This is a genomic window from Mesorhizobium sp. M1A.F.Ca.IN.020.04.1.1 (genome assembly GCF_003997315.1).
GTDB lineage: Bacteria > Pseudomonadota > Alphaproteobacteria > Rhizobiales > Rhizobiaceae > Mesorhizobium.
Map to the genome: position 1 here is coordinate 1 of NZ_RZSN01000076.1, position 26,109 is coordinate 26,109.

Below are 26,109 nucleotides of genomic sequence, written 5' to 3' on the forward strand. Positions count from 1 at the left end.
TCTGGTAGGCGGTGAGAAAAGCCACCCGCCGGGCGACAATGTCGTCGAGCGTTTCCGGTGCCGACGCCGGCTTGCCGGTACGACCGACCAAGCCGCGCACGAAATCCGGCTGGTGCGCGGCGCGACGGCCCCAGCGGAAGGCGGCGATGTTCATCACCACCGCTTCGCCGTTCAATTCTATCGCTTTTTCAACGGCTTCGGCCGAGAGCGGCAGCCCGCCATGCTGGAAGGCGAAGCCGAGCATGAACATGTTGGCGCCGAGCGAATTGCCGAACAGCGCGGTCGCCGTGCGGGTGGCATCGAAGAAGTGGGCCTTGTCGTCGCCGGCGGCGGCACGGATCGCCTTCTTCAGCCGCTCGACCGGCAGCGAAAAATCGGCGGAACGGGTGAATTCGCCGGGCATGATCTCGGCGGTGTTGGCGAGGAACATGGTATGGCCCTCGCGCACCGCGGCGAGCACCTTTTTGGCGCCGGAGACGACGAGGTCGCAGCCAAGCACAAGATCGGCCTTGCCAGCGGAAACGCGGATGGCGTGGATGCCCTCGGGCGTCGGGGCGATGCGGACATGGGTGAAGACCGAGCCGCCCTTCTGGGCAAGGCCCGCCATGTCGATCATGCCGCAGCCCTTGCCCTCGATATGGGCAGCCATGCCCAGCACCGCGCCGATGGTGACGACGCCGGTGCCGCCGACACCGTCGATGATCGCCGCCCAGCCCTGAGATCCGAGTGGAAATTCGGCGGGTGACGACACGCCTTCGAGCGGATCGCTCTTGCCGGCAATCCCCTCGGCCTTCCTGATCTTGCCGCCATGCACCGTCACGAAAGAGGGGCAGAAGCCGTTGAGGCAGGAAAAATCCTTGTTGCAGCTCGACTGGTCGATCCGGCGCTTGCGGCCGAATTCGGTCTCGACCGGTTGGATCGAGACGCAGTTCGACTGCACACCGCAATCGCCGCAGCCTTCGCAGACCAGCTCGTTGATGAAGACGCGCTTGTCGGGATCGGGGAAGGTGCCGCGCTTGCGGCGCCGGCGCTTTTCCGCGGCGCAGGTCTGGTCATAGAGAAGCACCGACACGCCCTTGACCTCGCGCAGCTCGCGCTGGACGAGGTCGAGGTCGTCGCGGTGATGGATCGTGGCGCCGGGCGGGAAATCGGCCTTGCCGGCATATTTAGCCGGCTCGTCGGTAACGACGGCGATGCGCTCGACGCCCTCGGCGCGCACCTGTTTGGCGATCATATCGACGGTGAGGCCACCTTCGTGCGGCTGGCCGCCGGTCATGGCGACTGCGTCATTGTAGAGGATCTTGTAGGTGATGTTGGCGCCTGAGGAGAGCGCAAAGCGGATCGCCAGCGCGCCGGAGTGGTTGTAGGTGCCGTCGCCGAGATTCTGGAAGATATGGCCGCGCTTGGAGAACGGCGCCTGGCCGACCCATTGCGCGCCCTCGCCGCCCATGGCGGTGAAGCCGACCGTGTTCCGGTCCATCCACAGCGCCATGAAGTGGCAGCCGATGCCGGCGGCGGCAAGCGAGCCCTCCGGCACCTTGGTCGAGGAATTGTGCGGGCAGCCCGAGCAGAAAAACGGCGTGCGCGAACCGATGTCGACGGTATCGGCGAGCATCGCCTGGAACTGGCGCAGCTTCGCCACCCGCGCCGCGATCTCCTCCGAGGGGCCGATGGTGCGCAGGATACGCTCGCCGAGCGCGATCGCGATCTCGTTCGGGTCGAGCGCGCCCTTTGCCGGAAACAGCCAGTCCCCGCGCTCGTCCTTCTTGCCGACGATGGCAGGCTGAATAGCGGAGCCGTAGAGGTTCTCGCGCAACTGCACCTCGATCAACGAGCGCTTCTCCTCGACGACGACGATGGTCTCGAGGCCGCGGGCGAAGTCGGCGACATGCTGATAATCGAGCGGCCAGGGGCAGCCGACCTTGAACAGGCGGATACCGATGCGATTGGCCGCATTTTCGTCGATGCCGATATCCTCCAGCGCCTGGCGGACGTCGAGATAGCTCTTGCCTATGGTGATGATGCCGAGCTTCGGGTTGCGGCCGCCCGAATAGACGGTCCGATTGAGCCCGTTGGCGTGGATGAAGGCGGAGGCGGCGGCGCGCTTGTGCTCATGCAGGCGCTCCTCCTGGCCGAGCATGTCGATCTCGTGGCGGATATTCAGGCCGCCCGGCGGCATGTCGAAATCAGGAATGACGATGTTCAGCCGCTCGATCGAGGCGTCGACCGAAGCGGTCGATTCGATGTTGTCCTTGACGCATTTGATCGCCGCCCAGGTGCCGGCGAAACGCGACATGGCGAAGCCAAAGAGACCGTAGTCGATGATCTCCTGGACGCCGGCGGGGTTGAGGATCGGCACCATGGTGTCGACGAAAAGGAATTCGGTGGCATGTGCGTTCGTCGAGGATTCGGCCATATGGTCGTCGCCCATCAGGGCGAGAACGCCGCCATTTCTCGACGAGCCGGCGAGATTGGCGTGGCGGAAAACGTCGCCGGAGCGGTCGACGCCCGGCCCCTTGCCGTACCAGACGGCAAAGACGCCGTCATGGGTGCCTTCGCCGAGCAGCTCGGTCTGCTGCGAGCCCCAGCAGGCGGTGGCGGCGAGCTCTTCGTTGAGGCCCGGCTGAAAGACGATGTCGGCCTGCGCAAGCTGCCGCTTCGCCTTCCACAGCTGCATGTCGAGGCCGCCCAGCGGCGAGCCGCGATAGCCGGAGACGAAGCCAGCGGTGTTGAGGCCGGCGCGGCGGTCGCGCTCGCGCTGCATCAAAAGCATGCGCACGACGGCTTGCGCCCCGGACAGGAAAACGCGCTCCTTGGCAAGGTCGAACTTGTCGTCGAGCGCGACGTCATGCAGCGTCATCAGGCATGTCCTCTGCGGAGGCGCGCCGCGGATCGGCGGCCAACGTCGGAGTGAGAGGCCGCAGTCTTTCTTCCCTTGCGGGACAGGTCAAACGAAATCGCAGCGGCCAGAGCGCACGCAACAAACGGTCCCGCTGGAAACGGCCGCCGCATTCAATCGCACGCTAAACGCTTTGCAGCGCACGAAAATTTCGACCGGTCAACGGGCCTCAAGCCGCCTTCGAGCAATCCGGCTTGGGCGCATCCGGCAGCTTGCCGTCGGGATGGCCGGCAAGGTCCGGGTTGAGCTCGTATTTCGGCCCGATCACCAGCGGCCGGTCCGGCAGCATGGTCTGGTCCGCCGAGGAAGTCATCGTCGTCTCGAGGCTTTGAAGCAACGTGCCGCTCGAATCCTCGATGCGGATCGTGACGGAATAGGGCTTGCCCTTGACCACGCAGGTGAGCGGCGGGCTGGTCAAGGTGATATGCGGAAGCTTCGGCCAGATTTTCTGGTTGACGATGAGCGGGTCGCCGCCGGCCGGATTCTGGAAATTCACCACCGCAATCTGTCCCTCGCCCATCGGCCGCAGCGGTCTCAGCGTGATGACATAGGTGGCGATGCCAAGCCGGTAGTTGAACTCGAACAGCTTGCCGGAAATGGCGAAGAGCTGCTCCTTGCCGGTGTCGCGGCAGGCGCCGAGCGCCGTCGCGGCGATCAGGGCCGCGCCGAGAGCGATCGAACGGAATTTTCTAAGCATTGGTGGCCTCCCTGGCCGCCGTGCGGCGGCGATAGTAGCGGTTCGCTTTCTGGCGGTTGCCGCAGACGGCCATGTCGCACCAGAGGCGGCTTGAGTTGCGGCTGCGGTCGATGAAGAGCCAGCTGCAGTTCGGACAGATCCTGAGCCTGGCAACGGTGTCGTCGCGCAGCAGCGAAAGCGCCGAGACGGCCAAAGCCGCCTCGAAAGCGATCGGCGTCGCCGGATCGCCAAAGGGCCTGCCCGGCGCGCCGATTTCGATGCTGCTGCCGGAGAGGCCTTTGGCGCAGGCGGTCAGGAAATCGGGCAGATGGCCGGCGGCGATCGCGCGTTTCGCTATGGCATCGCGGAACAGGCGGTCCGTCGCTTCGCGGATCGACAGCACGACCGCGGCGATGTCGCCCGGCTGAGGGGCCTCCAGCCGCCGGCCGCCAAGCTCGGCGGCGCGAAAGCCGCTCGCCGCCTCGGCGAAGCGGGCGATCTCGGCCGGATCAGCGAAACGGTCGAAGGTCCTTCCGGGATCGTTGCGCAGGACGACCGTGTTCGCCGTGTCGAGCGCGAGGATGCCGCCGGTGAAGCGGTGCGGGGTCCAGGAAACCGTCATGCCGGAAATCTAACCGATAAAACGTATTTGACAAGTTAGATTCCGGGTGCAACGCTCCAAACAGGGCCATTTCGCGCGGCCCTAGGGATGCTCTATGCTCTATTTCTATCAGCAGGTGCTGAACGGGCTGCATTCGGGCGCGCTCTATGCGCTGCTCGCCTTCGGCTACGTGCTGACCAACGGCATCCTGCACCGCACCAACCTTGCCTATGGCGCGCTGTTTGCCTTTTGCGGCCACACCATGATCCTGACCGCCGCCTTCGGCTATCAGGCGCTGTGGCTGACGCTGTTTGCCTCGGTCGCGCTAGGTATCGTTGCTGCCCTGCTCTATTCGGTGCTGATCAGCCAGGTGCTGTCGCGCAGCGTGTTCGAGAGGCTGGCGGACCGGTCGCCTAATGCGATCGTGGTGACGACGCTCGGCATCTTGCTATTCCTGTCGGAAGCAAGCCGCATCGCCGCCGACACGCATGATCTCTGGCTGCCGCCGATGCTCGCCCAGCCCGTCGTCTTCGCGCAGGGTGCCGGCTTCAAGGTGACGCTGACCGTTATCCAGCTCTTGGATTGCGCGGCGGTGATGGCGATGGTGGCGGTGGCCGCGTGGCTGTTTTCGCATTCGCGCTTCGGACGGGCCTGGCGGGCCGTGTCCGACGACCCGAAGGCGGCCGCGATGTGTGGCATCGATGTGACCGCGGTGTTCCGCCGCGCGGTGCTCTATGGCGGCTTCTGCGCGGCTTTTGCCGGCATGCTCGCCGGCATCTATTACGGCAACATCAGCTTCGGCACGGGCCTTGTCTACGGCCTCAAGATCCTGTTCGTGACGGCGGTCGGCGGCTACATGTCGCCGCTCAAGGCTGCTCTCGGTGCCGCGGCCTTCGGCATGGCCGAATCGCTGTGGGCCGGTTATTTCCCGCTCGAATGGCGCGACGGCTGGATATACCTCTTCCTCGTCGCCATGCTGGTGCTGATCGGCGCCGGCCGCGACCAGGCCAAGGTCGCCTGAAACCCATCAGACTTTGGTTGCATGACGCGCCGTGAGGTGACCGGTTTTTACCGTTGCTCGCCGCGTGGATCGCCGGCACGTGCTTTGCCATGTTGACCAACCGGGCCACGCACTGCATACCGTTGGGCCAAGCGGCGCGACACCGGAGGGGGACTCGGGCGCGGCGCCAGCACTTTGAGTTAGGCATCGTGCTTTCCGAAATCGAACGCGATTCTCGGGGCCGGTGCGCGAGGGAGGAAATGCATGGCAGGGCTGCTCGCTCTATCCACGACGATCGACCGCATCAACGAGTTCATCGGCCGCTGGGTCTCGTGGCTGATCCTGCTTGCGATCCTGGTGAGCGCCGGCAACGCCGTCATCCGCAAGATGTTCGACATCTCCTCCAACGCCTGGCTCGAACTGCAGTGGTATCTGTTCGGCGCCGCCTTCATGCTGGCCGCCGCGTATACGCTGAAACAGAACGACCATATCCGCATCGACATCGTCTACGGCATGTTCCCCCGCCGCGTGCAGCACTGGATCGACCTCCTCGGCCATCTCCTCTTCCTGATGCCGTTCGTGGTGCTGATGGTTTTCTACTTCGTGCCTTACGTGTCGCTGTCCTTCCGCAGCGGCGAGATGTCGACCAATGCCGGCGGGCTGATCGTCTGGCCGGCCAAGGCCATCCTGCTCGTCGGCTTCTTCCTGCTGGCCATCCAGGGTGTCTCGGAGATCATCAAGAAGATCGCCATCATGCGCGGCGACATGGAGGATCCCACTCCCTATGTCTCGGCCCACGACCAGGCCAAGCTCGAGGCCGAAGCGCTTGCCGAAGAAGCCAAGGCGCTGTCCGGCGAGGTGCGCTCATGATCGAGTTCATCGCGCAGAACATGGCGCCGATCATGTTCGCCTCGCTGATCATCTTCCTTTTGATCGGCTACCCCGTCGCCTTCTCGCTCGCTGCGAACGGCCTGTTGTTCTTCTTCATCGGCGTGCTCTTGTCGCCCTATTCCGGCGGCTCGATCAACCTCGCCTGGCCTCTGCTGCATGCGCTGCCGGATAATTTCTACGGCACAAGGGTGATGTCGAACGACACGCTGCTGGCCATTCCATTCTTCACTTTCATGGGAATCGTGCTGGAGCGATCCGGCATGGCCGAGGACCTGCTCGACACGGTCGGGCAGCTGTTCGGCCCGATCCGCGGCGGGCTTGCCTATGCGGTGATCTTCGTCGGCGCACTGCTTGCCGCAACGACCGGCGTGGTGGCGGCCTCCGTCATCGCCATGGGGCTGATCTCGCTGCCGATCATGCTGCGCTACGGCTACGACCGGCGCCTCGCCTCGGGCGTGATCGCGGCTTCCGGCACACTGGCCCAGATCATCCCCCCCTCGCTGGTGCTGATCGTGCTGGCCGACCAGCTTGGACGCTCGGTGGGCGACATGTATGCGGGCGCGCTGATCCCCGGCCTCGTTCTGACCGGCATCTACATGCTCTACATCCTGATCATGTCGATCGTCCGGCCGAACTCGATGCCGGCATTGCCGCTCGAGGCCCGCACGCTCGGCCACGGCGTGATTTCGCTGATCGTGGCGCTGCTGGTGACCGGCGCGATTTCCTATGCGGCCTATCGTTACCTCGCGCCGACGCATGGCGACAATGCGGACATCCTCGGCGCCACCGTCGGCGTGATCGTCATCTACATCGTGGCGATCGCCGACCAGCGCCTCCACATCAACATGATGTCCAAGCTGGCACAGCAGGTGGTGATCGTGCTGATCCCGCCGCTGGCGCTGATCTTCCTGGTGCTGGGCACCATCTTCCTCGGCATCGCCACCCCGACCGAGGGCGGCGCCATGGGCGCCGTCGGCGCGCTGATCATGGCGGGCTTCAAGGGGCGACTGACGATGGATGTCATCAAGCAGGCGCTGGCCTCGACGACGCGGCTCTCCGCCTTCGTGCTGTTCATCCTGATCGGCGCGCGCGTCTTCTCGCTCACCTTCTACGGCGTCAACGGCCATATCTGGGTCGAGCATCTCTTGACCTCGCTGCCGGGCGGCGAGACCGGCTTCCTGATCGGCGTCAACGTGCTGGTTTTCGTGCTCGCCTTCTTCCTCGACTTCTTCGAGCTCGCCTTCATCATCGTGCCGTTGCTGGCGCCCGCCGCCGACAAGCTCGGCATCGACCTGATCTGGTTCGGCGTGCTGCTTGGCGTGAACATGCAGACCAGCTTCATGCATCCGCCGTTCGGCTTCGCGCTGTTCTACCTGCGTTCGGTCGCGGCGCGCGTGCCCTATCTCGACCGCATCACCAGCAAGCAGATCGCGCCGGTCACCACCGGCCAGATCTACTGGGGCGCGGTGCCGTTCGTCTGTATCCAGGTGATCATGATCGGGCTTACCATCGCCTTCCCGCAAATGGTAATGCGCTACAAGGGCACCGCGGTCGAGCCGAGCACGATCGACCTCAAGCTGCCGGACATGCCGGGACTTGCGCCGCTCGGCACGCCGCCGGGCGACAATGGCGCGGCGCCCGCCAGTGGCGGCTCGGCGCCCGCCGCGCCTGGCACCCCGGACTTGTCACAGCCGCCGAATTTCGGCGATACGGCCCCCGCCAAGCCGGCGACGCCGGCACCCGATCTTTCCAAGCCGCCGAGTTTCAACTGAGGTGACCAAGTCATGAGAGCCGTACGGCTGGAAGCAATCGGCGGCATCGCCCTTCGTGCGGTCGACAAACCTGCGCCGGGGCCGGAGGATGTTCTGGTGCGGATCGAAGCCTGCGGCGTCTGCGGCACGGACCGCCACCTGTTCCATGGCGAATTCCCGTGCACGCCGCCGGTCACGCTTGGCCACGAATTCTGCGGCATCGTCGAGGCGGTCGGCGACGCGGTGTCCGGCATCGCCGTCGGCGATCGGGTCACGGGCGACCCCAACATCGCCTGCGGGCGCTGCAGCCAGTGCCGGGCCGGCCGCGTCAATTTGTGCAGCAATCTCAGGGCCATCGGCATCCACCGGGACGGCGGTTTCGCCGATTATGTCGTGATGCCGCAAGGCCAGGCCTTCCTCCTGCCCGGCAACCTCCAGCCCACGCATGGCGCCTTCTGCGAGCCGCTGGCCTGCTGCCTGCACGGCATCGACCTCGCCGGAATCAGGCCCGGCGACTCGGTGGTGGTGCTCGGCGGCGGCGTCATCGGCCTGCTCACCGTGCAATTGGCGAAGCTTGCCGGTGCCGCGACCATCATCCTATCGACCAGGCAGGCCTCGCGCCGCGCGCTGGCCGAAGAACTCGGCGCGACCGCTACGGTCGATCCCAGCGCCGTCGATCCCATCGAGGCCATCGCCGGAAAAGCCGGGCTTGTGCCGGGCGGCGTCGACGTGGTGCTGGAATGCGCCGGGGTTCGCGACACGGTCGAGCAGTCGATGCGAATTGCCAAGGCCGGAGGCACGGTGGTGATCGTCGGCGTGATGCCGCAGGGGCAGAAGGTGGCTTTCGAGCCTTTCGACGTGCTGTTCCGGGAGTTGAAGGTCCTCGGGTCCTTCATCAATCCCTTCACGCATCGACGCGCCGCGGACCTCATCGCGTCCGGCGCGATCGAGATCGACAAGCTGATTTCCAGGCAGGTGCCACTCGAAGAGGCGCCGCAGGTGATCTCGAACCCAGCCGCCCCCGGCGAGGTCAAGGTGCTGGTCGTGCCGGGCCGGACCTGAAGTCCTGCAACGTTGGCGATTGGCGAAACCGGCGGTGACAGCGCCCTCTCCCCGTCACCATAGGGGAGAGGGCTAATCCCCGGCTACAGCTTGCCGTTACGCTGCTGCACCATCATGAAGGTATCGTAGTTGTATTCGGCGACCTGGGCCCAGAGATAGTGCTCCTTGCGGAAGCCTTTGATGGATTCCCAGATCTTCTTGAACGGCGCGTTGTTGGCCTCCATTTCGGCATAGACTTCGTTGGCCTTTTCGAAGCAGGCAGCCATGATTTCCTGGCTGAAGGGGGCCAGCTTGGCGCCGCTGGCGACCAGCCGCTTCACCGCCGCCGGATTGAGGTAGTCGTATTTCTGCAGCATGTTGGCGTCGGCGGCTTGCGCGGCCGTGTGCACCAGCGACTTGTAGGCGGGCGACAATTCCTCGTATTTGGCCTTGTTGAACATCAGATGCACGGTCGGGCCGCCTTCCCACCAGCCGGGATAGTAGTAGTAGGGCGCGACCTTGTAGAAGCCGAGCTTCTCGTCGTCATAAGGGCCGACCCATTCGGCGGCGTCGATCGTGCCCTTTTCCAGCGCCGGGTAGATGTCGCCGCCGGCGATCTGCTGCGGCACGACGCCGAGCTTCTGCACCACCTTGCCGGCAAAGCCGCCGATGCGCATCTTGAGGCCGGAAAGATCGGCGACCGTGTTGATCTGCTTGCGGAACCAGCCGCCCATCTGCACGCCGGTGTTGCCGCCCGGCAGGCCGAACAGGCCTTGCGTTGCAAGGAATTCGTTGAAGAGGTCAATGCCGCCGCCATGATAGTGCCAAGCGTTCATGCCGCGCGCGTTAAGCGAGAACGGCACTGCGGCACCCAGCGCCCAGGTTGGGTCCTTGCCCCAATAGTAATATGCCACCGTGTGGCATGCCTCGACGGTGCCTGCGGCGGTGGCGTCGGCCGCCTGCAGGCCGGGAACGAGCTCGCCCGAGGCGAAGACCTGAACCTGGAAATTGCCGTCGGTCGCTTCCGACAGCATTTTTGAGAACACTTCCGCACCGCCATAGATCGTGTCGAGCGATTTCGGGAAGGACGATGCCAGCCGCCAGGTCACTTTCGGATTGGACTGGGCTATCGCCGGCGTGGCAAGCGCGGCGGCCGCTGCCGCGACACCAACACCGGATGCACCGGCCTTACGGATGAACGAACGACGATCCATGCATTTTCCTCCCGTTTAGAACCAACAGACCGATATTCGGACATCCGCGGTGCCCTGATCGGCTGCGCGAAACAATACACGGGCAAGATGTCGAGTCCAGCACCGCGGGCAACGTGCAACTATAGTCTAACGCCGACCGTCCTGGCCCATTCGGAGAACCGAAACTTGCCATGGCAAAGTGCCGGCTGATCGCCTATTTTGTAGGCAGAATAATTCGTTAGCCCTCGATGGAACCCGTATCCAAAATGCAGCAGCCGCTCGTTGCCGTCTCAACCGATGTCCGCCAGTTCGACAACTACACATGGCATGCCGCGCCCCAGCAATATATCGAGGCGGCGATCGCCGGCGCCGGCGTGTTCCCGCTCCTGGTGCCGTCCTTCGGCGACCGGCTCGATTTCGACGAGCTGCTGTCCTCGGTCGACGGCGTCATGGTGACGGGTTCGAAATCCAATGTGCATCCCTCGCTCTATGGCGGCGATCCCAGCGAGGCCAACGGCCCCTACGACCCGGCGCGCGACTCCACCACGCTGCCGCTGATCCGCAAGGCGATCGAGCGCGGCGTGCCGCTGCTCGCCATCTGCCGCGGCATCCAGGAGCTCAACGTGGCGCTGGGCGGGACGCTCGGCACCGAGATCCAGGAGCGCGAAGGCTCGCTCGATCACCGCGCGCCGGTGAGCGACAATCAGGACGAGCGCTTCGGCATCCACCAGACGATTTCGATCAAGCCTGGAACCTGCCTCGCCGGCGTGTTCGGCGCCGGCGACATCAAGGTCAACTCGCTGCATCGCCAAGCGATCGACCGGCTCGGATCGAAACTGCAGGTCGAGGCTTTGGCGACCGACGGCACGATCGAGGCCGTCTCGGTCAAGGAGGCCCGCGCCTTCGCCGTCGGCGTCCAGTGGCACCCCGAATATTGGGTGAAGTCGGACAGCAACTCGGCAAAGATCTTCCGCGCCTTCGGCGATGCCGTGCGCCTGCATGCGGCGGCGAAGGCCGGTGCACGCGCGGCGGCGGAATAGCCGAACTCAGTCGCTGGTCGTCGCGTTCAGCGCCAAAAGCGGGGCGGCCGGTGCATAGGATTCGTAGCCGTCGCCATCAGCAACACCGAAGGTGACGATCGGATCGATGCCGTTCTCGCTGAACGCGACCGAGCCGTCGGCCTGCTCGCGCCAGAATTTCACACGCTCGATGCCGGGCATCAGCTTGCTGCAGTTCGGAGCAATTGTCAGCAGCGACAGGCCGTCCGAGACCTCCGCGCCGCGCTTGATTGCGCAGGCCGCTTCGTCGCCATTGGCTATCAGCCGATAGCTGTTGGAGAGGCCGGCTTGCTCGACCGCGCTTTGGCCGTTGCCGTCGTGCAGGGACTGAACGCCCCCGTATAAGGCGACTGACGCAATCAACCCGGCTAACAGCTTCACTCCGCCTCTCCACATCCTGGCTTGCCGTGCCATGCCGGTCTCCAAACCACGCGCCGATTTGGACAACATGCATAACGAAGTATGCAGAATGATGGTTAAGCAGGCGTTAATAAATGTGGCCGGCCTTCCGCTCAGGCGCGTGGCTTGACGTTGATCGTCTCCGGCACCGGGGTCAGCGGCCGGTGCTCGCCGAACCAGGAGATGAGATTGTCGACGCACAGATCCGCCATGGCCCGGCGGGTGTGGTCGGACGCAGATCCGACATGCGGCAGAAGGGAGGTGTTGGGCGCATCGAGCAGCGCTTTGGGCACATTCGGTTCGTCGGCAAAGACATCGAGCCCGGCGGCAGCGATGGTGCCATTGGAGAGTGCTGCAGCCAGAGCCGCCTCATCAACCGTGCTGCCGCGGCCGATATTGACGAAGACGCCGTCGGGACCGAGCGCCGCCAGGACCGCCGCGTTGATGGCTTTCTCCGTCGCGGCCCCGCCCGGCGCGATACAAATCAGCGTGTCGACCGCTTCGGCCAGGCCCTTCAGCGTCGCATGGTATTCATAGGACAGGCCATCGACCTTGCGGCGGTTGTGATAGGCGATCGGCAGGCCGAACGCCTCGAGTCGACGGGCGACGGCAAGGCCGATGCGGCCCATGCCGAAGATGCCGACGCGGCGGCCGCGCAAGGTGAGCCGGCTCAGGCGATAGTCGCCCTTCTTCACCCAGTCGCCGTCGCGCAGCCATTTCTCGGCGGCGTACATTTCGCGCACCGTGTTGATCAACAGGCCGATGGTGGTGTCGGCGACCTCCTCGGTCAGCACGTTGGGCGTGTTGGTGACCATGACGCCGCGGGCGGCCGCGTGACGAGCGTCGACGGAGTCATAGCCGACGCCGAAATTGGCGATGATCTCGAGATTGGGCAGCGCGTCGATCATGGCCGCGCTGATGCCGCCGAAGGAGGCGATGCCGCGCACGCTCTCGCGCATCTCGCCGGTGACGAGCGACGGATCGGCGCGCTCGATCCGCACGCGCTTGAACGCCTTGTCGATCCGGCCGATGGCATGGTCGTTGAAACGGCCCGGCACCAGGATGGCGACCGGCGACTTCGCTGCTGTATTTGTCATTGACGCTCCACCGGCTTGCCGGTGGACTGGCGCACGTGCAGCTCCGGCTTGATCAATTCCTGCGACGGCCGCACGGCCTGCCCGTTCAGCTTGTCGAGCAGCGCGCTGGCGGCGCGGCGGCCGACCTCGCGCTGGCCATTCCAGACCGTGGTCAAGGCCGGCGTTGCTATCGCAGCCTCCTCCAGGTCGTCGTAACCAGTGACGGAGATATCGACGCCCGGCACCAGACCGGCGCGCGCGATGCCGTTCATCAGTCCGATCGCAACCAGATCATTCCAGCAGCAGGCGGCGGTCGGCTTGTCCTTCAGCGCCAAGAACTGTCCTGCAGCCTCGAAACCGGCCTGCTTGGTGCGCGGTCCAGGAATGCGCCAGGACGGCTTCACCTCCAGCCCGGCCGCTTCCATGGCGTTGACGTAGCCCTGGTAGCGGTCGCGGCCGGTCGAGGTCTGGTCCGTGCCGCCGATCATGGCGATGCGTTTGTGGCCGAGCGAGATGAGATGGTTGGTCGCGAGTGCCGTGCCATAGGCATCGTCGCCGCGGAAGACCGGCACGTCGGCGCCGGTAACGGTGCGCGCGATCAGCACCGCCGGGAGGCCGTTTTCCTCGGCCATGATGATGTCCTCGGCCGGCGTGCCTATGGCCGGCGACATGATGACCCCGTCGGCGCCGAGCTGCAGCAGCGTGTCGATGAAGGTGCGCTGCTTTTCCAGCTGGTCATAATGGTTGGACAGGATGAAGGTCTGGCGGCTGCGGTCGAGCTCGCTTTCGATCGAGCGCAGGATCTCGGCAAAGAACGGGTTCATGATGTCGTGCACGACGACGCCGACAATGCCGGAGCGCGAAGTGCGGAGCGACGCGGCCCGTCGGTTGTAGATATAGCCGATGGCGCGCGCGTGCTCCTTGATGCGCTCGCGCGTCGACCCCGCGACCAGCGGGCTGTCGCGCAGTGCCAGCGAAACCGTTGCCGTGGACACGCCAAGCGCATCCGCGATCGTCGATAGCTTGATCTTCTGTGCCAGCCTTGGTCCCCGGGCCTTTAAACTGTTTAAATGGGGCTTATGCCATCGATCGAGGGCAAATCAAAGTTTTTTTGCCAAGCTCTCGGCTTCCGTGTCCAAGGAAGCGGAATTGCGCAGGCGAAGCCTGTGCTCGCGGTGGATGATGTAGAGGCCGCTGGCGACGATGATGGCCGCCCCGAGCAGGGTCCAGCGGTCGGGAAACTGGTGGAAGATCAGCCAGCCGGAGATGATCATCCAAACCATCTGCGAATAGGGGTAAGGCGCGAGCGCCGTCGTCGTCGCCAGGCGATAGGCCTGGACCAGGAGCCAATGGCCGCCGGCGCCGAAGACGCCGAGCATCAAAAGGATCACCCAGTGCCAGCCGTCCTGCGGCAGGGACAATGAGAAGGGCAGCATGGGCAGGAGCAGCACCGCCGGCGCCAGCGCCGAGAACAGGATCAGGCTCTCGGATGTCTCCGTCGACGACATGCGCCGGGTCATGATGACGTAAAAAGAATTCGACAGCATCGAGCCCAGCGCGAAGAGATGGCCCATGCCGAACACGCCGACGCCGGGCCGGGTGATGATGAGGACGCCGACGAAGCCGGTGAGGATCGCCAGCCAGCGCCGCCAGCCCGCCCATTCGCCGAGCAGCGGGCCGGCCAATGCGGTGATCACCATCGGGCCGAAGAAATAGATCGAGGTGGTCTCGGCGAGCTGCAGCGTCCTGAGCGCCAGGATGTTGAACATGGTCGAGCCGAAAAGCAGGCATCCGCGCAGGATGTGCGCCGGCAGGTTGTTGGCGCGGAAGCGCGACGGCTCGCGCCAGCCGCGCAGGAAAACGCCGACAAGCAGGACATGCACGACGAAGCGAGCCCAGGCGACGATCGGCGCCGAGACGCCGGCGAGCACTAGATATTTGCTTGAGGTGTCGAGAAAGGTGAAGCAGACATAGACGCAGAGAGCATCAACAGCATCGCCGCGGGCGGCGTCGCGCTGTCGTCGTGATTTTTGGGAACGCTCAAAATCGGGCCGGAGGAGAGGTAGACGCCGTCCTTTTGCGGCAATCGCCGCCGGCCGGCAAGCCAAAAGCGACTGGCCCAACAAGACGTGCCGACAGGCTTAGAGCGCAGTGCCTTGGCGGTCACCAGAACGTTCCTTGCTCGTCCGCCCGAGCGGAGCAAGGAGCGAAGCGACGCGCGCAGCCCAGGCTGACGAAACAAGGAGGTCGCGGCCAATCTCGAACGTGCGCGACGTCGTCCGGACGAATGGTCAATCAGCCACCAAGAGCATCCTCCCCGAGGGTCAAGCATGCATGCAGGCGCCCTTGGTAACCTTGTCGACCAGCTTCTTTTCGGCGCGCAGCGCGATGCCGACGATCTTGGCGTCGTCCGGCGCGAATTCGGCGAAGACGGCGCGGTTGGCCAGGTCATGGCCGGTGGAGAACATCTCCTCGACATAGGCCGATGTCGTCACGCCGCGCTCCAGGGCCCGGCGGTGGATCGCGGCAAGCGTCGACCCGTCCGCCGACAGCACGATAACGGGCTGGATCGAGAGCGGATTGAAGAAATTGCCGGCGCGGTCGCGATAGGGCTCGCCGATGATTTGAGGAGATTGCGCGACGATGCCGCTGGTCAGGAAAGCGGTGACGTTGAGCTTCTGCCAGACGGCGAGATCTTCCTTGAGCACGATTGCAAATTTCGTGTCGAACACCAAAAATGTTTCTCCGGGATGTGGATCAGGGACCATGGCGCACGATCTAGGCAATGAGGCGCTGGGAGGTCTTGAACGTTCGTGCGCTGAGGACGACCGGATCGTTTCGGCGCCCGGCGCCACGGGCCTCGAGCGCATCGAGGCGCGTTTCCACGGCAATGCTTTCGACCTGCACCGCCACGACACCTACGCCATCGGCGTGACGCTCGACGGCGTGCAGCGCTTCCACTATCGCGGCGCGCTTCGGCACAGCCTGCCCGGCCAGGTGATCGTGCTGCATCCCGACGAACTGCATGACGGCGGCGCCGGCACTGAGCACGGCCTACGATACAGGATTCTCTATCTCGAGCCGTCGATGCTGCTCGATTGCCTCCACGGTTCGCCGCTCCCTTTCGTTAAGGATGCTGTGGTGAGTGACCCTCAGTTGCGCGGCACGCTGCTGTCGGCGCTAACACCGCTCACCGAGAAGCTCGACGACCTGTTCGTGGCGGATTTCATCGCGCAGCTGGCGCAACAATTGAAACGCCATGCCGGACAGCCGGCAAAATCAGCGGGAAAAATCGCGTGGCGGGCTGCCGCGCTGGCCCGCGACTATCTCGAAGAAAACGCTGAACGGCCGGTGCGTTCCGACGAGCTGGAGGCGGTTACCGGCCTCGACCGCTACGCGCTGTCGCGCCATTTCCGCGCGACCTATTCGACAAGCCCGCATCGCTTCCTGTTGATGCGCCGGCTGCAGCGAGCGCGGCGCATGATCGAAGCGGGAGAGCCGCTTGCCGAGACCGCTGTTGCGGCCGGCTTCAGCGACCAAAGCCATTTCAACCGGCATTTCAAGAAGGCGTTCGGGCTGACCCCGGGACGCTGGGCGACGCTGGTGCGCGACGCTTAGCGTCGTCGCCCTTTCCGCTAAGCTGCCGATGCTTGGTGGTGCCTGAGGCGACGATGCTGTGCATCGCGCTTGGGTCGCTCGAGACGACGCTTACGCGTCGCTCGTGGTCACCAACGCCCAGCGGCTAAGCGACGATGCTGCGCATCGCGCTCGCGCGTCGCTCGAGACGACGCTGCGCGTCGCTCGTTAATCATCCAGCTCGGCGTCGTCGTCGATGAGGATCAGGTCCTCGTTCGACAGGTTGGCCTCGATGCGGGCGAGCAGCTTGAAGAGCGCCTTCTGGTCTTTCTTGTCGAGACCCCTCAGCGCCTGCTTCTCGGTCTTCTTGACCGATTTCTCAATGGCGCGGATAGTTTCGCGGCCGGAGCCGGTAAGGAAGATATGGGCCTGGCGGGCATCGGCGTTGGAGGCGCGCTTTTCGAGAAAACCCTGCGCCTGCAGCCTGTTGATGGTTTTTGTGATCGTCGGCGGACGTACGCCGAGCTTGTCGGCGAGATTGCCGGGTGTCTGGCCGTCTTCGCGGTCGAGCGCCAGCATGATCTGGTCCTGGCCGGCGTAGAAGCCATGTGCCAGAAGCCGCGCAGCAAGCGCCGTGCGCGCCAGCCGCGCTGCCGAATGCAGCCGGCTCATAGTCGCTGTTCTGTCCGCCTTGGCCATGGTCATTCCCTCTTCGGCCGAACCGGCGCGGGCAGCATAGAGGCTGTCCGGCGGCTGGCAAATGACGATTTAACGAGTCCGGCCTGCAAACACTTTGCCGGCAAGCATTGCGGTGCCCGCGCAGGTGATGCCAGATGTTTATTTCAGTTAGATGACAAACGACTTTTGGCCCGCCGGCATTCACAGCGGAACATCCCGGAGGCTCTGATGCCGTGCGGCTGCCCTGTTCCTTTAACCCACTGCGGCTGCCCCGGTCGGGACCGGCTGGCCCATCGGTTTGGCACGTGCAAAAGCGCGGCTCGCATCCTATATGAGGCCGACAAATCCTTCGAGGCACAGATTTTTCGAGGCAGGCCATGAGCGATGCACAGACGCAGATCCCCGTAACCGTTCTCACCGGCTATCTCGGCGCGGGCAAGACGACGCTGCTCAACCGCATCCTGTCGGAGAACCACGGCAAGCGTTACGCGGTCATCGTCAACGAGTTCGGCGAGATCGGCATCGACAACGATCTGATCGTCGAATCCGACGAGGAAATCTATGAGATGAACAATGGCTGCGTGTGCTGCACGGTGCGCGGCGACCTGATCCGCGTCGTCGAGGGCCTGATGCGGCGGCCCGGCCGTTTCGATGCCATCGTGGTCGAGACCACTGGCCTGGCCGACCCGGTGCCGGTGGCGCAGACCTTCTTCATGGACGACGATGTGCGCTCCAAAACCAAGCTCGACGCGGTGGTGGCGCTGGTTGACGCCAAGCACCTGCCGCTGCGCCTGAAGGACTCGAAGGAGGCCGAGGACCAGATCGCCTTCGCCGATGTGGTGGTGCTGAACAAGACCGATCTCGTCACTCCCGAAGAGCTCGAAAAGGTCGAGGCGACGATCCGCGCCATCAACCCGGCGGCCAGGATCCATCGCACCCAGCGCGCCGGTGTGGCGCTCGGCGAAGTGCTCGACCGCGGCGCCTTCGACCTGTCACGCGCGCTGGAGAACGATCCGCATTTCCTCGAGGCGCACGATCACGACCATGAATGCGGCCCGGATTGCGATCACGACCACCACCATCACCACGACGGGCACGATCACCATCATCACGACCATCCTTCCGACATCCACGATGTCACGGTGAAGTCGGTCTCGCTGCGCGGCGGCGAGATGGATCCGAAGAAGTTCTTCCCATGGATCGAGAAGGTGACCCAGATGGAAGGGCCGAACATCCTCAGGCTTAAGGGCATCATCGCGCTGAAGGGCGACGAGGACCGCTATGTGCTGCAAGGCGTGCACATGATCCTCGAAGGCGACCACCAGCGCGCCTGGAAGGACGGCGAGAAGCATGAAAGCCGGCTGGTCTTCATCGGCCGCGATCTCGACGCCGAGCGCCTCAGGAAGAGTTTTGAAGCTTGCCAGGCGGCTTGATTTCCGGACTTTCAGGCGTTAGCGCTGCCCCTACTTTCCTTCTCCCCTTGTGGGAGAAGGTGGCCGAGCGAAGCTCGGTCGGATGAGGGGTGTTCCAGCTTGGCGATGACGGCACTCCGTCGAACACCCCTCAACCGTCTTGGCGCTACGCGCCAATCCACCTTCTCCCACAAGGGGAGAAGGGGGAGTCACACCTAGCCGCGCCGGCTGGTGAAATCGAATGGATCATCCCCATGCCGACAGTCGCCCCGCTTGATCTCGAAGGCCATTGCGTCGCCGCCGTCTTCCTCAACGATGTGCCGCATTTCGCTTTGGCCGACGGCGCGATCCATCGGCTCGACCATGGGCACAAGACCGTACAGGCGAATGACGGGCTGCTCGCCGCCTTCCACGATGCGGCGAACGACCGCCTGATCACCGGCGGCGAGGACGGCAAGGTGTTTGCGGTCAAGGCCGGCGGCGAGGCGAGCGAACTTGCCAGCGCCGGCAGAAAATGGATCACCAGCGTTGCGGCGGGCCCTCAGGGTGCGGTCGCCTATGCCTCGGGCAAGACGGCGTTCGTCCGTTTCGCCGACGGCAAGATCAAGGAATTCGCGCATCCGCGCTGGGTGGAAGGGCTCGCCTTCTCGCCCAAGGGCATGCGCTTCGGCGTTGCCCGCTACAATGGCGCGACGCTGCATTTCCCGGCGGCGGAGGGCAAGCCGGTCGATCTGGAATGGGCCGGCGCCCATACCGGGATCAGCTTTTCGCCGGACAGCGCTTTCCTGATTACCACCATGCAGGAAAACGCGTTGCATGGCTGGAAGCTGGCGGACGGCAAGCACATGCGCATGAGCGGCTATCCGGGCAAGGTCAAAAGCCTGTCCTGGAGCGCGAAGGGCAAATGGCTGGCGAGCTCCGGCGCGCCGGCGGCGATCGTGTGGCCTTTCGCCAGCAAGGACGGGCCGATGGGCAAGGCGCCGCTGGAGCTCGGCACGCGCGGCAACACCATGGTGACCTGCGTTGCCTGCCATCCCAGCCAGGAGGTCACCGCGATCGGCTATGAGGACGGCATGGTGATCGCGGCCCGCTTCGCCGACGCCAAGGAAGTGCTCCTGCGTCGTCCCGGCAAAGGCGCCATCACCTCGATGATGTGGGACAAGGAAGAGCGCCGCATCGTCTTCGGCAGCGCGGCCGGCGATTGCGGCGTGATCGACATTACTGCGTAAGGGATTAGGGGAATAGGGCGGCAAGGGAATAGGGAAGGAGAGCCTTCCTCCGCTGTCTTCCCAATGCCCTACTCCCCTACTTCCTTAATCCCTTAATCCCTACTGTCTGAGCCAACGCCCGCCCCCTGCGCGGCCAATTGCGGTTTTGCCGACCGGTTGGCAGAGTGCCGCGCGAGAAAGAGGGGCTTCATGCATTCAATCGACCGGACTTCCATCGGCGGCATCGCCGCCGCCCGCATAGCCGAGCTGCGCGAGGCCGAGGCAGCCGCCTTCCGCAAGGCGCGGCCGAAGTCCGAGGCCAAGGTTGGCAACGGCATGGCCGGCTTCCTCGGCGGCGTGCCGATGCATTGGATGACCGACTGGCCGACGCCATTTGCGATCCTGGTCGACAGCGCCAAGGGTGCCACGATTACCGATGTCGACGGCAACAAGCTCGACGATTTCTGCCTGGGCGACACCGGCTCGATGCTCGGCCATTCGCCGCCAGCGGTCGCCCGCGCCATCCGCCGGCAAGCAGCACGCGGCTTGACCTATATGCTGCCCAGCGAGGATGCGCTGGCGATCGGTCCGCTCTTGCAGCAGCGCTTCCGCCTGCCGTACTGGCAGATCGCCACCACCGCCACCGATGCCAACCGCTTCGCCTTGCGGGTCGCCCGCGCGGTGACGGGGCGCGAAAAGATCCTGGTCTTCAACGGCTGCTATCACGGCTCGGTCGACGAGACGATGGTGCGACTGATCGACGGCAAGCCGGTCAACCGGCCTGGGCTGGCAGGCGAGTTCCGCGATCTCACACGGGCAACCAAGGTTATCGAATTCAACGATATTGCAGCATTGGAAGCGGCACTTGGCGACCGCGATATCGCCTGCGTGATCACCGAACCGGTGCTGACCAATTCCTGCATGGTGCTGCCGGAACCCGACTTCCACGACGCGCTGCGGCGCCTCACCCGGGCCGCCGGCACGCTGCTTTTGATCGACGAGACGCACACCATTTCAACCGGGCCCGGCGGTTACACGCGACGGCACGGGCTGGAGCCGGACCTGTTTGTGCTCGGCAAGCCGGTGGCCGGAGGCGTGCCGGCCAGCATCTGGGGCATGAGCGAGGAGATCGCGACGCGCTACGGCGCTTACAATCGCAGCAAGGAGCCCGGCTATTCCGGCATGGGCACCACGCTGTCGGCCAACCCGCTGCAATTCGCGGCGATGCGGGCGACGCTCGAAGAGGTAATGACCGAGGAAGCCTATGCGCATATGGACCGGCTGGCGCGCCGCCTCGACGCGGGGCTCTCCGCCGTCATCGAGCGAAACAAGCTGCCTTGGCATGTCGCGCGCGTCGGCGCCCGCGTCGAGTTCATCTGCGCGCCCGGGCCGCTCAAGAACGGCGGCGAGGCGGAGAAGGCACATGCGCCGGAACTCGAAGCCGCCGTCCATGTCGCGCTGGTCAATCGCGGCGTGCTGATCGCGCCGTTCCACAATATGATGCTGATCTCGCCGGCGACGACCGCGGCGCAGGTAAGCCGCCTGATCGCGGCTTTCGCCGCGGTTGCCGCCAGGCTTACGGCATGAGACAAGCGGCTATGGACAATCCGAGCACAGTTGCGACCTCCCCTTCGGGCTCGACGCCGGCCGAGGCGAAAGCGTTTCTCGCCGCCCATCCCGACATCGAGGCCTTCGACATCGTGCTCACCGACGCCAACGGCATCGGCCGCGGCAAGATCGTGCGCCGGCACGAGCTGATGAGCATTTTCGAGGGCGGAAGGCATATGCCGATCTCGATCCTCGGCCTCGACATCACCGGTGAGGATGTTCACGAGACCGGGCTGATCTGGGACACCGGCGACGGCGACCTCAGGGCATGGCCGGTTCCAGGCACGCTGGTGCCGCTGCACGGCACCAAGCCGCCGCGCGGCCAGGTGCTGATGGCGATGTATCGTCTCGACGGCCAGCCGATGACCTCCGATCCGCGGCTGGTGCTGGCAAGGCAAGTCGGGATCCTGGCGGCGCGCGGCCTGCATCCGGCCGGCGCCTTCGAACTGGAATTTTTTCTGCTTGCCAATGAGCGCGATGCCGACGGCAAGGTGCAGGCGGCGCGCGCGGTGCTCGACGGGCGCCGCTCGGGCAAAACGGAAGTCTATTCAGTCGACCACCTGCACGGCATGGAGCCGCTGTTTTCCGACATCTACGCCGCCGCCAGGGCGCAAGGCATTCCGGCCGAGACGGTGATTTCCGAATATGCGCCCGGACAGTACGAGCTGACGCTCAACTACCGCAAGGACGTGATGCGGGCGGCCGACGACCTGGTCATGCTGAAGCGGCTGGTGAGGGCGCAGGCGCGCCGGCACGGCGTCACCGCCTGCTTCATGGCCAAGCCGATCGAGGCCTATGCCGGTTCGGGCATGCATTTCCACGTCTCGCTGCAGGACGATGCCGGCCGCAACGTCTTCACCGAAGCTGCCGGCGAGAAATGGTCGCCAAGCCTGCTCAACGCGCTTGGCGGCCTGATCCACACCATGGCGGAATCGATGCTGGTGTTTGCGCCGCATGCCAATTCATGGCGGCGTTTCGTGGCGCAATCCTATGCGCCGGTGGCGCCGACCTGGGGCGTCAACAACCGCTCCGTGGCGTTGCGCGTGCCGGCGGGCGATGCGATGAACCGGCGTATCGAGCACCGGCCGTCCGGCGTCGACGCCAACCCTTATCTTGTGGCGGCGACGGTGCTGGCGGGCATCGTCAAGGGCCTCGACGAGGCCCTTGACCCCGGACCGGAAACGACCGGCAACGGTTACGAGCAGACAACGGAAGCCTCCACCATGCCGACCGATTGGCGCGCCGCGATCGAGGCGGCACGTGGCTCCGAATTCCTGAAATCGGCGCTCGGTCCCGACCTGCACCGGACCTTCGTGGCGATCAAGCAGGCGGAATATCTGCGCGTCGCACGCACCGTCAGCGAACTCGACTACCACCTCTACCTCCACGAGGTCTGAGGACTTGGCCTCGCAGACGGAGTGATCACGTTTCGCCGCGACACTCAAAAGTTATAGCCAGGCGACTTTCTGGAACATATCATGAACGCATGGCTGTGATTTCCGTCCGCGAGAAACTGGCGATCCTGTCCGACGCCGCCAAATACGACGCCTCCTGCGCATCGTCCGGTTCGGCGAAACGCGATTCGCTGAAAACAGGCGGCATCGGTTCGACCGAGGGCTCGGGCATCTGCCATTCCTATGCGCCGGACGGGCGCTGCATTTCGCTGCTGAAGATCCTGCTCACCAATTTCTGCATTTACGACTGCAGCTATTGCATCAACCGGTCCTCCTCGAATGTGCGGCGAACCCGCTTCAGCGTCGACGAGGTGGTGCGGCTCACCATGGATTTTTATCGCCGCAACTACATCGAGGGTCTGTTCCTGTCCTCCGGCGTCATCCGCTCGCCGGACGAGACGATGGGCGAGATGGTCGAGGTGGCGCGACGGCTCAGGATCGAGGAGAAATTCGGCGGCTATATTCACCTCAAGACCATTCCCGAAGCGTCAGCCGAACTGATCGAAAAAGCAGGCCGTTATGCCGATCGCCTGTCGATCAATGTCGAGCTGCCGACCGACGAAGGGGTGAAGAAGCTGGCCCCGGAAAAGAAGCCGGAAACGATCCGGCTTTCCATGGCCAAGCTGCGCTGCAAGATCGAAGAGAAGGCCGAACCAACGTTGCAGAGCCGCAAACGCGAGCGCTTTGCGCCGGGCGGCCAGTCGACGCAGATGATTGTCGGCGCCGACAAAACGTCCGACGACGGCATCCTGCGCGCCAGCGCCCGGCTTTATGGCAGCTATCATCTGCGCCGCGTCTATTATTCCGCCTTCAGTCCGATCCCGGATTCGTCTGCGGCGCTGCCGTTGCAGAAGCCGCCCTTGATGCGCGAGCACCGGCTTTACCAGGCGGACTGGCTGATGCGCTTCTACGGCTTCTCGCAGCCTGAAATCCTGGCCGGCAGCAATGACGGCATGCTCGACCTTGCCATCGATCCCAAACTTGCCTGGGCGCTGCGCAACCGCGGCCGGTTCCCGGTCGACGTCAATCGCGCCGATCGGGAGGCGCTGCTGCGTGTGCCGGGGTTGGGCACCAAGGTGGTCGACAGGATTCTGCAGACGCGCCGCCATCGCCGGCTGCGTCTCGAAGATGTCGGACGGCTCTGCCAATCGGTCGCCAAGGTACGCCCCTTCATCACTGCGGAAGGCTGGTCACCAGGCGCGCTCACCGACAAGTCGGGCTTGCGCCAGATCATCACCCGATCTTGCGAGCAGCTTTCGCTGTTTTGACCATGGCACGGACCCAGCTCAGCCTCGCATCTCATCTCGCCCGTCTCGAGAGCGAGACCGATTTCGCCGGTTGGCGCGATGCGGCGCGCCGGCTGGCCACGAATGATATTCCGCCGGAAGAGGTGGCTTGGCAGGTTGGCCACGACGATGATGATCGCGGCAACGATTTGCCGGCTTGCCGACAGGATGCGCGGCTTGTCGTCCCGCGCGAGTTCATCGAACGTGCAGAGACGGTCATCTGCCATTCGGTCCCCGAGCGTTTCAACTTCCTCTATCGGTTGCTCTGGCGGTTGCGCGTCGACCCGAAGCTGCTGTCGATCGCTTCCGACCCGGATATCCGCAGGCTCGAGTCCATGGAAAAGGCGGTTCGGCGCGACATCCACAAGATGCGCGCCTTCGTGCGCTTCCGGAAGATCGGCGACGGCGCGGAGGAACGTTATGTCGCCTGGTTCGAGCCCGATCATTTCATCGTCGAGCGCAATGCCGATTTCTTTGTGCGCCGCTTCGCCGGCATGCGCTGGACGATTCTCACGCCGCGCGCCTCGGCCGAGTGGGACGGCGAGCGGCTGGCGATCGGCCCAGGCGCCGACAAGCGCGACGCGCCGGCGGAAGACGACGCCGAGACGCTGTGGCGGACCTATTTCGAGAATATCTTCAACCCGGCCCGCCTCACGGTGAAGGCGATGCAGAAGGAGATGCCGAAGAAATATTGGCGGAACCTTCCCGAGGCCTCGCTCATTCCAGACCTGATAGCAGGAGCGGACAGAGCCGCGACAGCCATGATCGCCCGGATGCCAACCTCCCCAGCGCCGCACCACGCCAAAGTGAAGGCAAAAAACTGGCCTTCGCCGGAGCCGGCGGATGTGGTGGAGCCCGAAAGTACGGATATTCCGGCATTACGCGAAGAGGCGAGCGGTTGCCGGCGTTGCCCGCTCTGGCGCGATGCCACGCAAACCGTGTTCGGCGAGGGACCGGAGAATGCCGACGTGGTGTTTGTCGGAGAGCAGCCCGGCGACCAAGAGGACCTTGCCGGCAAGCCGTTCGTCGGGCCCGCGGGCAAGGTGTTCGACAGCATTTTGGACCAGGCCGAGATCGACCGCCGCAAAGTGTATGTGACCAATGCGGTGAAGCATTTCAAGTTCGAGCCGCGCGGCAAGAGGCGGATACATTCAAAGCCCAATGCCGGCGAAATTCGTGCCTGCCGCTGGTGGCTCGACAAGGAACTCGACCTCATCAAGCCAAATCTTGCGGTGGCGCTCGGCGCGACAGCGGCGCAGTCGCTGCTCGGCAAGGCGGTGCCGATCACCAGGATGCGCGGCGACGTGATCCAGCGCGAGGACGGCTTGCGGGTCTTTGTCACCATCCATCCCTCCTTCATCCTGCGCATCCGCGAGCACGAGGACAAGGAGGCCGAGAAGGAGCGGTTTCTCACCGATATGAGGAAGGTGAAGCAGCTGATGGCTGCTTGACCGATCTGCGCGCCTGAACGGGACCTTGCGCGGACGGATGCTGTTGTACGAGTCGTGCGACTGGGGAGAATTGGGCGAGATGCCCGTCGCCTCGTCATCCACGGGCGAAGCAAGGAGCGGAGCGACGCGCGCGCAGACCCGAGGATCATTCCGTTACCTGCAGGCGTCGCAACGATGCACAATTCTGCTCCGCTGCATTCCATGCCCGAGGTCACGTAATGGATTCCAGGGTCTCCGCGACGGAGCTTCGCTCCTGCTTCGCCCTGGAATGACGACTTCAGCGTTTATTGCGCTACCGGACGAGTATCGCCCTTAGATCATTGACGTTGGTCCCGGTTGGACCGGGCACGAACAGATCGCCGACCGCGTTGAAGGCGGTCCAGGCATTGTTGCCGGCAAGCATGGCCTTGGCATCGACGCCTGCGGCACGCATGCGCGCCACGGTCGTGCCGTCGGCGAAGGCGCCGGCATTGTCCTCGGAGCCGTCGATGCCGTCGGTGTCCGCGGCCAAAGCATGGATGCCGCTGACCCCATCGATGCCAATGGCGAAGGCAAGCAGGAATTCGGAATTGCGGCCGCCCTTGCCTTTTGCCCGCAGCGTCACCGTCGTCTCGCCGCCGGACAGGATCAGCATCGGCTTCTCGAAAGGCCGGTTACGGGTCGCCACCTCGCGGGCTATCGCGGCATGCACGCCGCCGACCTCGCGCGCCTCGCCCTCGATCGAATCCGACAGGATGACGGCCTCGATGCCTTGCCGCTTCGCTGCGGCGGCCGCGGCTTCCAGCGAGACGCCGGCCGAGGCGATGAGATGGACTTCATTGCCGGCAAAGCGCGGATGCGCTGGCGTCCAT

The 26,109-nt window shown here is 64.5% G+C and carries 22 protein-coding genes and 1 pseudogene; 12 read left to right on the plus strand and 11 right to left on the minus strand.

The features are described from left to right. The 3 genes from EOA49_RS16745 to EOA49_RS16755 all read right to left on the minus strand — a co-directional run. The coding region (locus tag EOA49_RS16745; protein WP_164749237.1) for an indolepyruvate ferredoxin oxidoreductase family protein at window positions 1-2,860 on the minus strand (2,860 nt) is incomplete at its 3' end. Window positions 2,861-3,068: 208 nt separating this feature from the next. After that, entirely contained in the window at window positions 3,069-3,596 is a 528-nt protein-coding gene (locus tag EOA49_RS16750; protein ID WP_095799171.1) for a hypothetical protein, read from the minus strand. Next, entirely contained in the window at window positions 3,589-4,197 is a 609-nt protein-coding gene (locus EOA49_RS16755; protein ID WP_095799170.1) for a CGNR zinc finger domain-containing protein, read from the minus strand. Before EOA49_RS16755 ends, EOA49_RS16750 begins: the two co-directional genes overlap by 8 nt. 94 nt (window positions 4,198-4,291) lie before the next feature. Between EOA49_RS16755 and EOA49_RS16760 the strand changes: the two genes are divergently transcribed. From EOA49_RS16760 to EOA49_RS16775, 4 genes are all read left to right on the plus strand, one after another. Continuing rightward, window positions 4,292-5,197: a branched-chain amino acid ABC transporter permease gene (locus tag EOA49_RS16760; protein WP_095776991.1), complete on the plus strand. Its 906-nt coding sequence runs from the start codon at window positions 4,292-4,294 to the stop codon at window positions 5,195-5,197. Window positions 5,198-5,440: 243 nt separating this feature from the next. Further along, complete coding sequence (locus EOA49_RS16765) at window positions 5,441-6,046, plus strand: TRAP transporter small permease subunit (RefSeq protein WP_095824355.1); 606 nt, start codon at window positions 5,441-5,443, stop codon at window positions 6,044-6,046. Further along, window positions 6,043-7,839, plus strand: coding sequence for a TRAP transporter large permease subunit (locus EOA49_RS16770; RefSeq protein ID WP_164746731.1), 1,797 nt, complete (start codon window positions 6,043-6,045; stop codon window positions 7,837-7,839). The genes EOA49_RS16765 and EOA49_RS16770 overlap by 4 nt, the downstream gene beginning before the upstream one ends. A gap of 12 nt (window positions 7,840-7,851) precedes the next feature. Then, window positions 7,852-8,880, plus strand: coding sequence for a zinc-dependent alcohol dehydrogenase family protein (locus EOA49_RS16775; RefSeq protein WP_067324152.1), 1,029 nt, complete (start codon window positions 7,852-7,854; stop codon window positions 8,878-8,880). Between the two features lie 83 nt (window positions 8,881-8,963). Here the strand turns inward: EOA49_RS16775 and EOA49_RS16780 are convergent, their stop codons facing one another. Continuing rightward, window positions 8,964-10,073: a TRAP transporter substrate-binding protein gene (locus tag EOA49_RS16780; RefSeq protein ID WP_067003340.1), complete on the minus strand. Its 1,110-nt coding sequence runs from the start codon at window positions 10,071-10,073 to the stop codon at window positions 8,964-8,966. A 245-nt stretch (window positions 10,074-10,318) separates the two neighbouring features. Here EOA49_RS16780 and EOA49_RS16785 point away from each other — a divergent pair, with 245 nt between their 5' ends. Then, window positions 10,319-11,092 carry a gamma-glutamyl-gamma-aminobutyrate hydrolase family protein gene (locus EOA49_RS16785; protein ID WP_067324150.1) on the plus strand — a complete coding sequence of 258 codons (774 nt, stop codon included), beginning with the start codon at window positions 10,319-10,321 and terminating at the stop codon, window positions 11,090-11,092. Window positions 11,093-11,098: 6 nt separating this feature from the next. Here EOA49_RS16785 and EOA49_RS16790 read toward each other — a convergent pair whose 3' ends face one another. The 5 genes and pseudogenes from EOA49_RS16790 to EOA49_RS16810 all read right to left on the minus strand — a co-directional run bounded on the left by EOA49_RS16790 (window position 11,099) and on the right by EOA49_RS16810 (window position 15,317). Continuing rightward, entirely contained in the window at window positions 11,099-11,491 is a 393-nt protein-coding gene (locus tag EOA49_RS16790) for a hypothetical protein (RefSeq protein WP_164746732.1), read from the minus strand. Window positions 11,492-11,622: 131 nt separating this feature from the next. Further along, window positions 11,623-12,606, minus strand: coding sequence for a 2-hydroxyacid dehydrogenase (locus EOA49_RS16795; protein WP_127240340.1), 984 nt, complete (start codon window positions 12,604-12,606; stop codon window positions 11,623-11,625). Beyond that, entirely contained in the window at window positions 12,603-13,625 is a 1,023-nt protein-coding gene (locus tag EOA49_RS16800) for a LacI family DNA-binding transcriptional regulator (RefSeq protein ID WP_067324144.1), read from the minus strand. Before EOA49_RS16800 ends, EOA49_RS16795 begins: the two co-directional genes overlap by 4 nt. Before the next feature lie 60 nt (window positions 13,626-13,685). Continuing rightward, window positions 13,686-14,581, minus strand: a pseudogene (locus tag EOA49_RS16805) (DMT family transporter). Window positions 14,582-14,909: 328 nt separating this feature from the next. After that, window positions 14,910-15,317: a DUF2000 family protein gene (locus EOA49_RS16810; RefSeq protein WP_127240338.1), complete on the minus strand. Its 408-nt coding sequence runs from the start codon at window positions 15,315-15,317 to the stop codon at window positions 14,910-14,912. Window positions 15,318-15,351: 34 nt separating this feature from the next. On the opposite strand from EOA49_RS16810, the gene EOA49_RS16815 reads away from it, so the two are divergent. Continuing rightward, a complete protein-coding gene (locus EOA49_RS16815) occupies window positions 15,352-16,203 on the plus strand; it encodes an AraC family transcriptional regulator (RefSeq protein ID WP_127240335.1) in 852 nt (283 codons plus the stop codon). A gap of 186 nt (window positions 16,204-16,389) precedes the next feature. Here the strand turns inward: EOA49_RS16815 and EOA49_RS16820 are convergent, their stop codons facing one another. Next, on the minus strand, window positions 16,390-16,860 hold the full coding sequence (locus EOA49_RS16820; protein WP_067003705.1) for a MarR family transcriptional regulator: 471 nt from the start codon (window positions 16,858-16,860) through the stop codon (window positions 16,390-16,392). A gap of 356 nt (window positions 16,861-17,216) precedes the next feature. Between EOA49_RS16820 and EOA49_RS16825 the strand changes: the two genes are divergently transcribed. The 6 genes from EOA49_RS16825 to EOA49_RS16850 all read left to right on the plus strand — a co-directional run bounded on the left by EOA49_RS16825 (window position 17,217) and on the right by EOA49_RS16850 (window position 25,258). Then, entirely contained in the window at window positions 17,217-18,272 is a 1,056-nt protein-coding gene (locus EOA49_RS16825; protein ID WP_095799164.1) for a GTP-binding protein, read from the plus strand. 233 nt (window positions 18,273-18,505) lie between these two features. After that, complete coding sequence (locus tag EOA49_RS16830; protein WP_127240333.1) at window positions 18,506-19,480, plus strand: WD40 repeat domain-containing protein; 975 nt, start codon at window positions 18,506-18,508, stop codon at window positions 19,478-19,480. Between the two features lie 189 nt (window positions 19,481-19,669). Beyond that, entirely contained in the window at window positions 19,670-21,046 is a 1,377-nt protein-coding gene (locus tag EOA49_RS16835; RefSeq protein ID WP_127240331.1) for an aspartate aminotransferase family protein, read from the plus strand. 11 nt (window positions 21,047-21,057) lie between these two features. Next, a complete protein-coding gene (locus EOA49_RS16840; protein WP_127243263.1) occupies window positions 21,058-22,464 on the plus strand; it encodes a glutamine synthetase family protein in 1,407 nt (468 codons plus the stop codon). 89 nt (window positions 22,465-22,553) lie between these two features. Next, the gene (locus tag EOA49_RS16845; protein WP_127241963.1) at window positions 22,554-23,789 is read left to right on the plus strand and encodes a putative DNA modification/repair radical SAM protein; all 1,236 of its coding nucleotides are present in this window, start codon (window positions 22,554-22,556) and stop codon (window positions 23,787-23,789) included. 2 nt (window positions 23,790-23,791) lie between these two features. Next, a complete protein-coding gene (locus EOA49_RS16850; RefSeq protein ID WP_127241962.1) occupies window positions 23,792-25,258 on the plus strand; it encodes a UdgX family uracil-DNA binding protein in 1,467 nt (488 codons plus the stop codon). 292 nt (window positions 25,259-25,550) lie between these two features. On the opposite strand, the gene EOA49_RS16855 is transcribed toward EOA49_RS16850, so the two are convergent. After that, the coding region (locus tag EOA49_RS16855) for an MOFRL family protein (RefSeq protein WP_281058456.1) at window positions 25,551-26,109 on the minus strand (559 nt) is incomplete at its 5' end.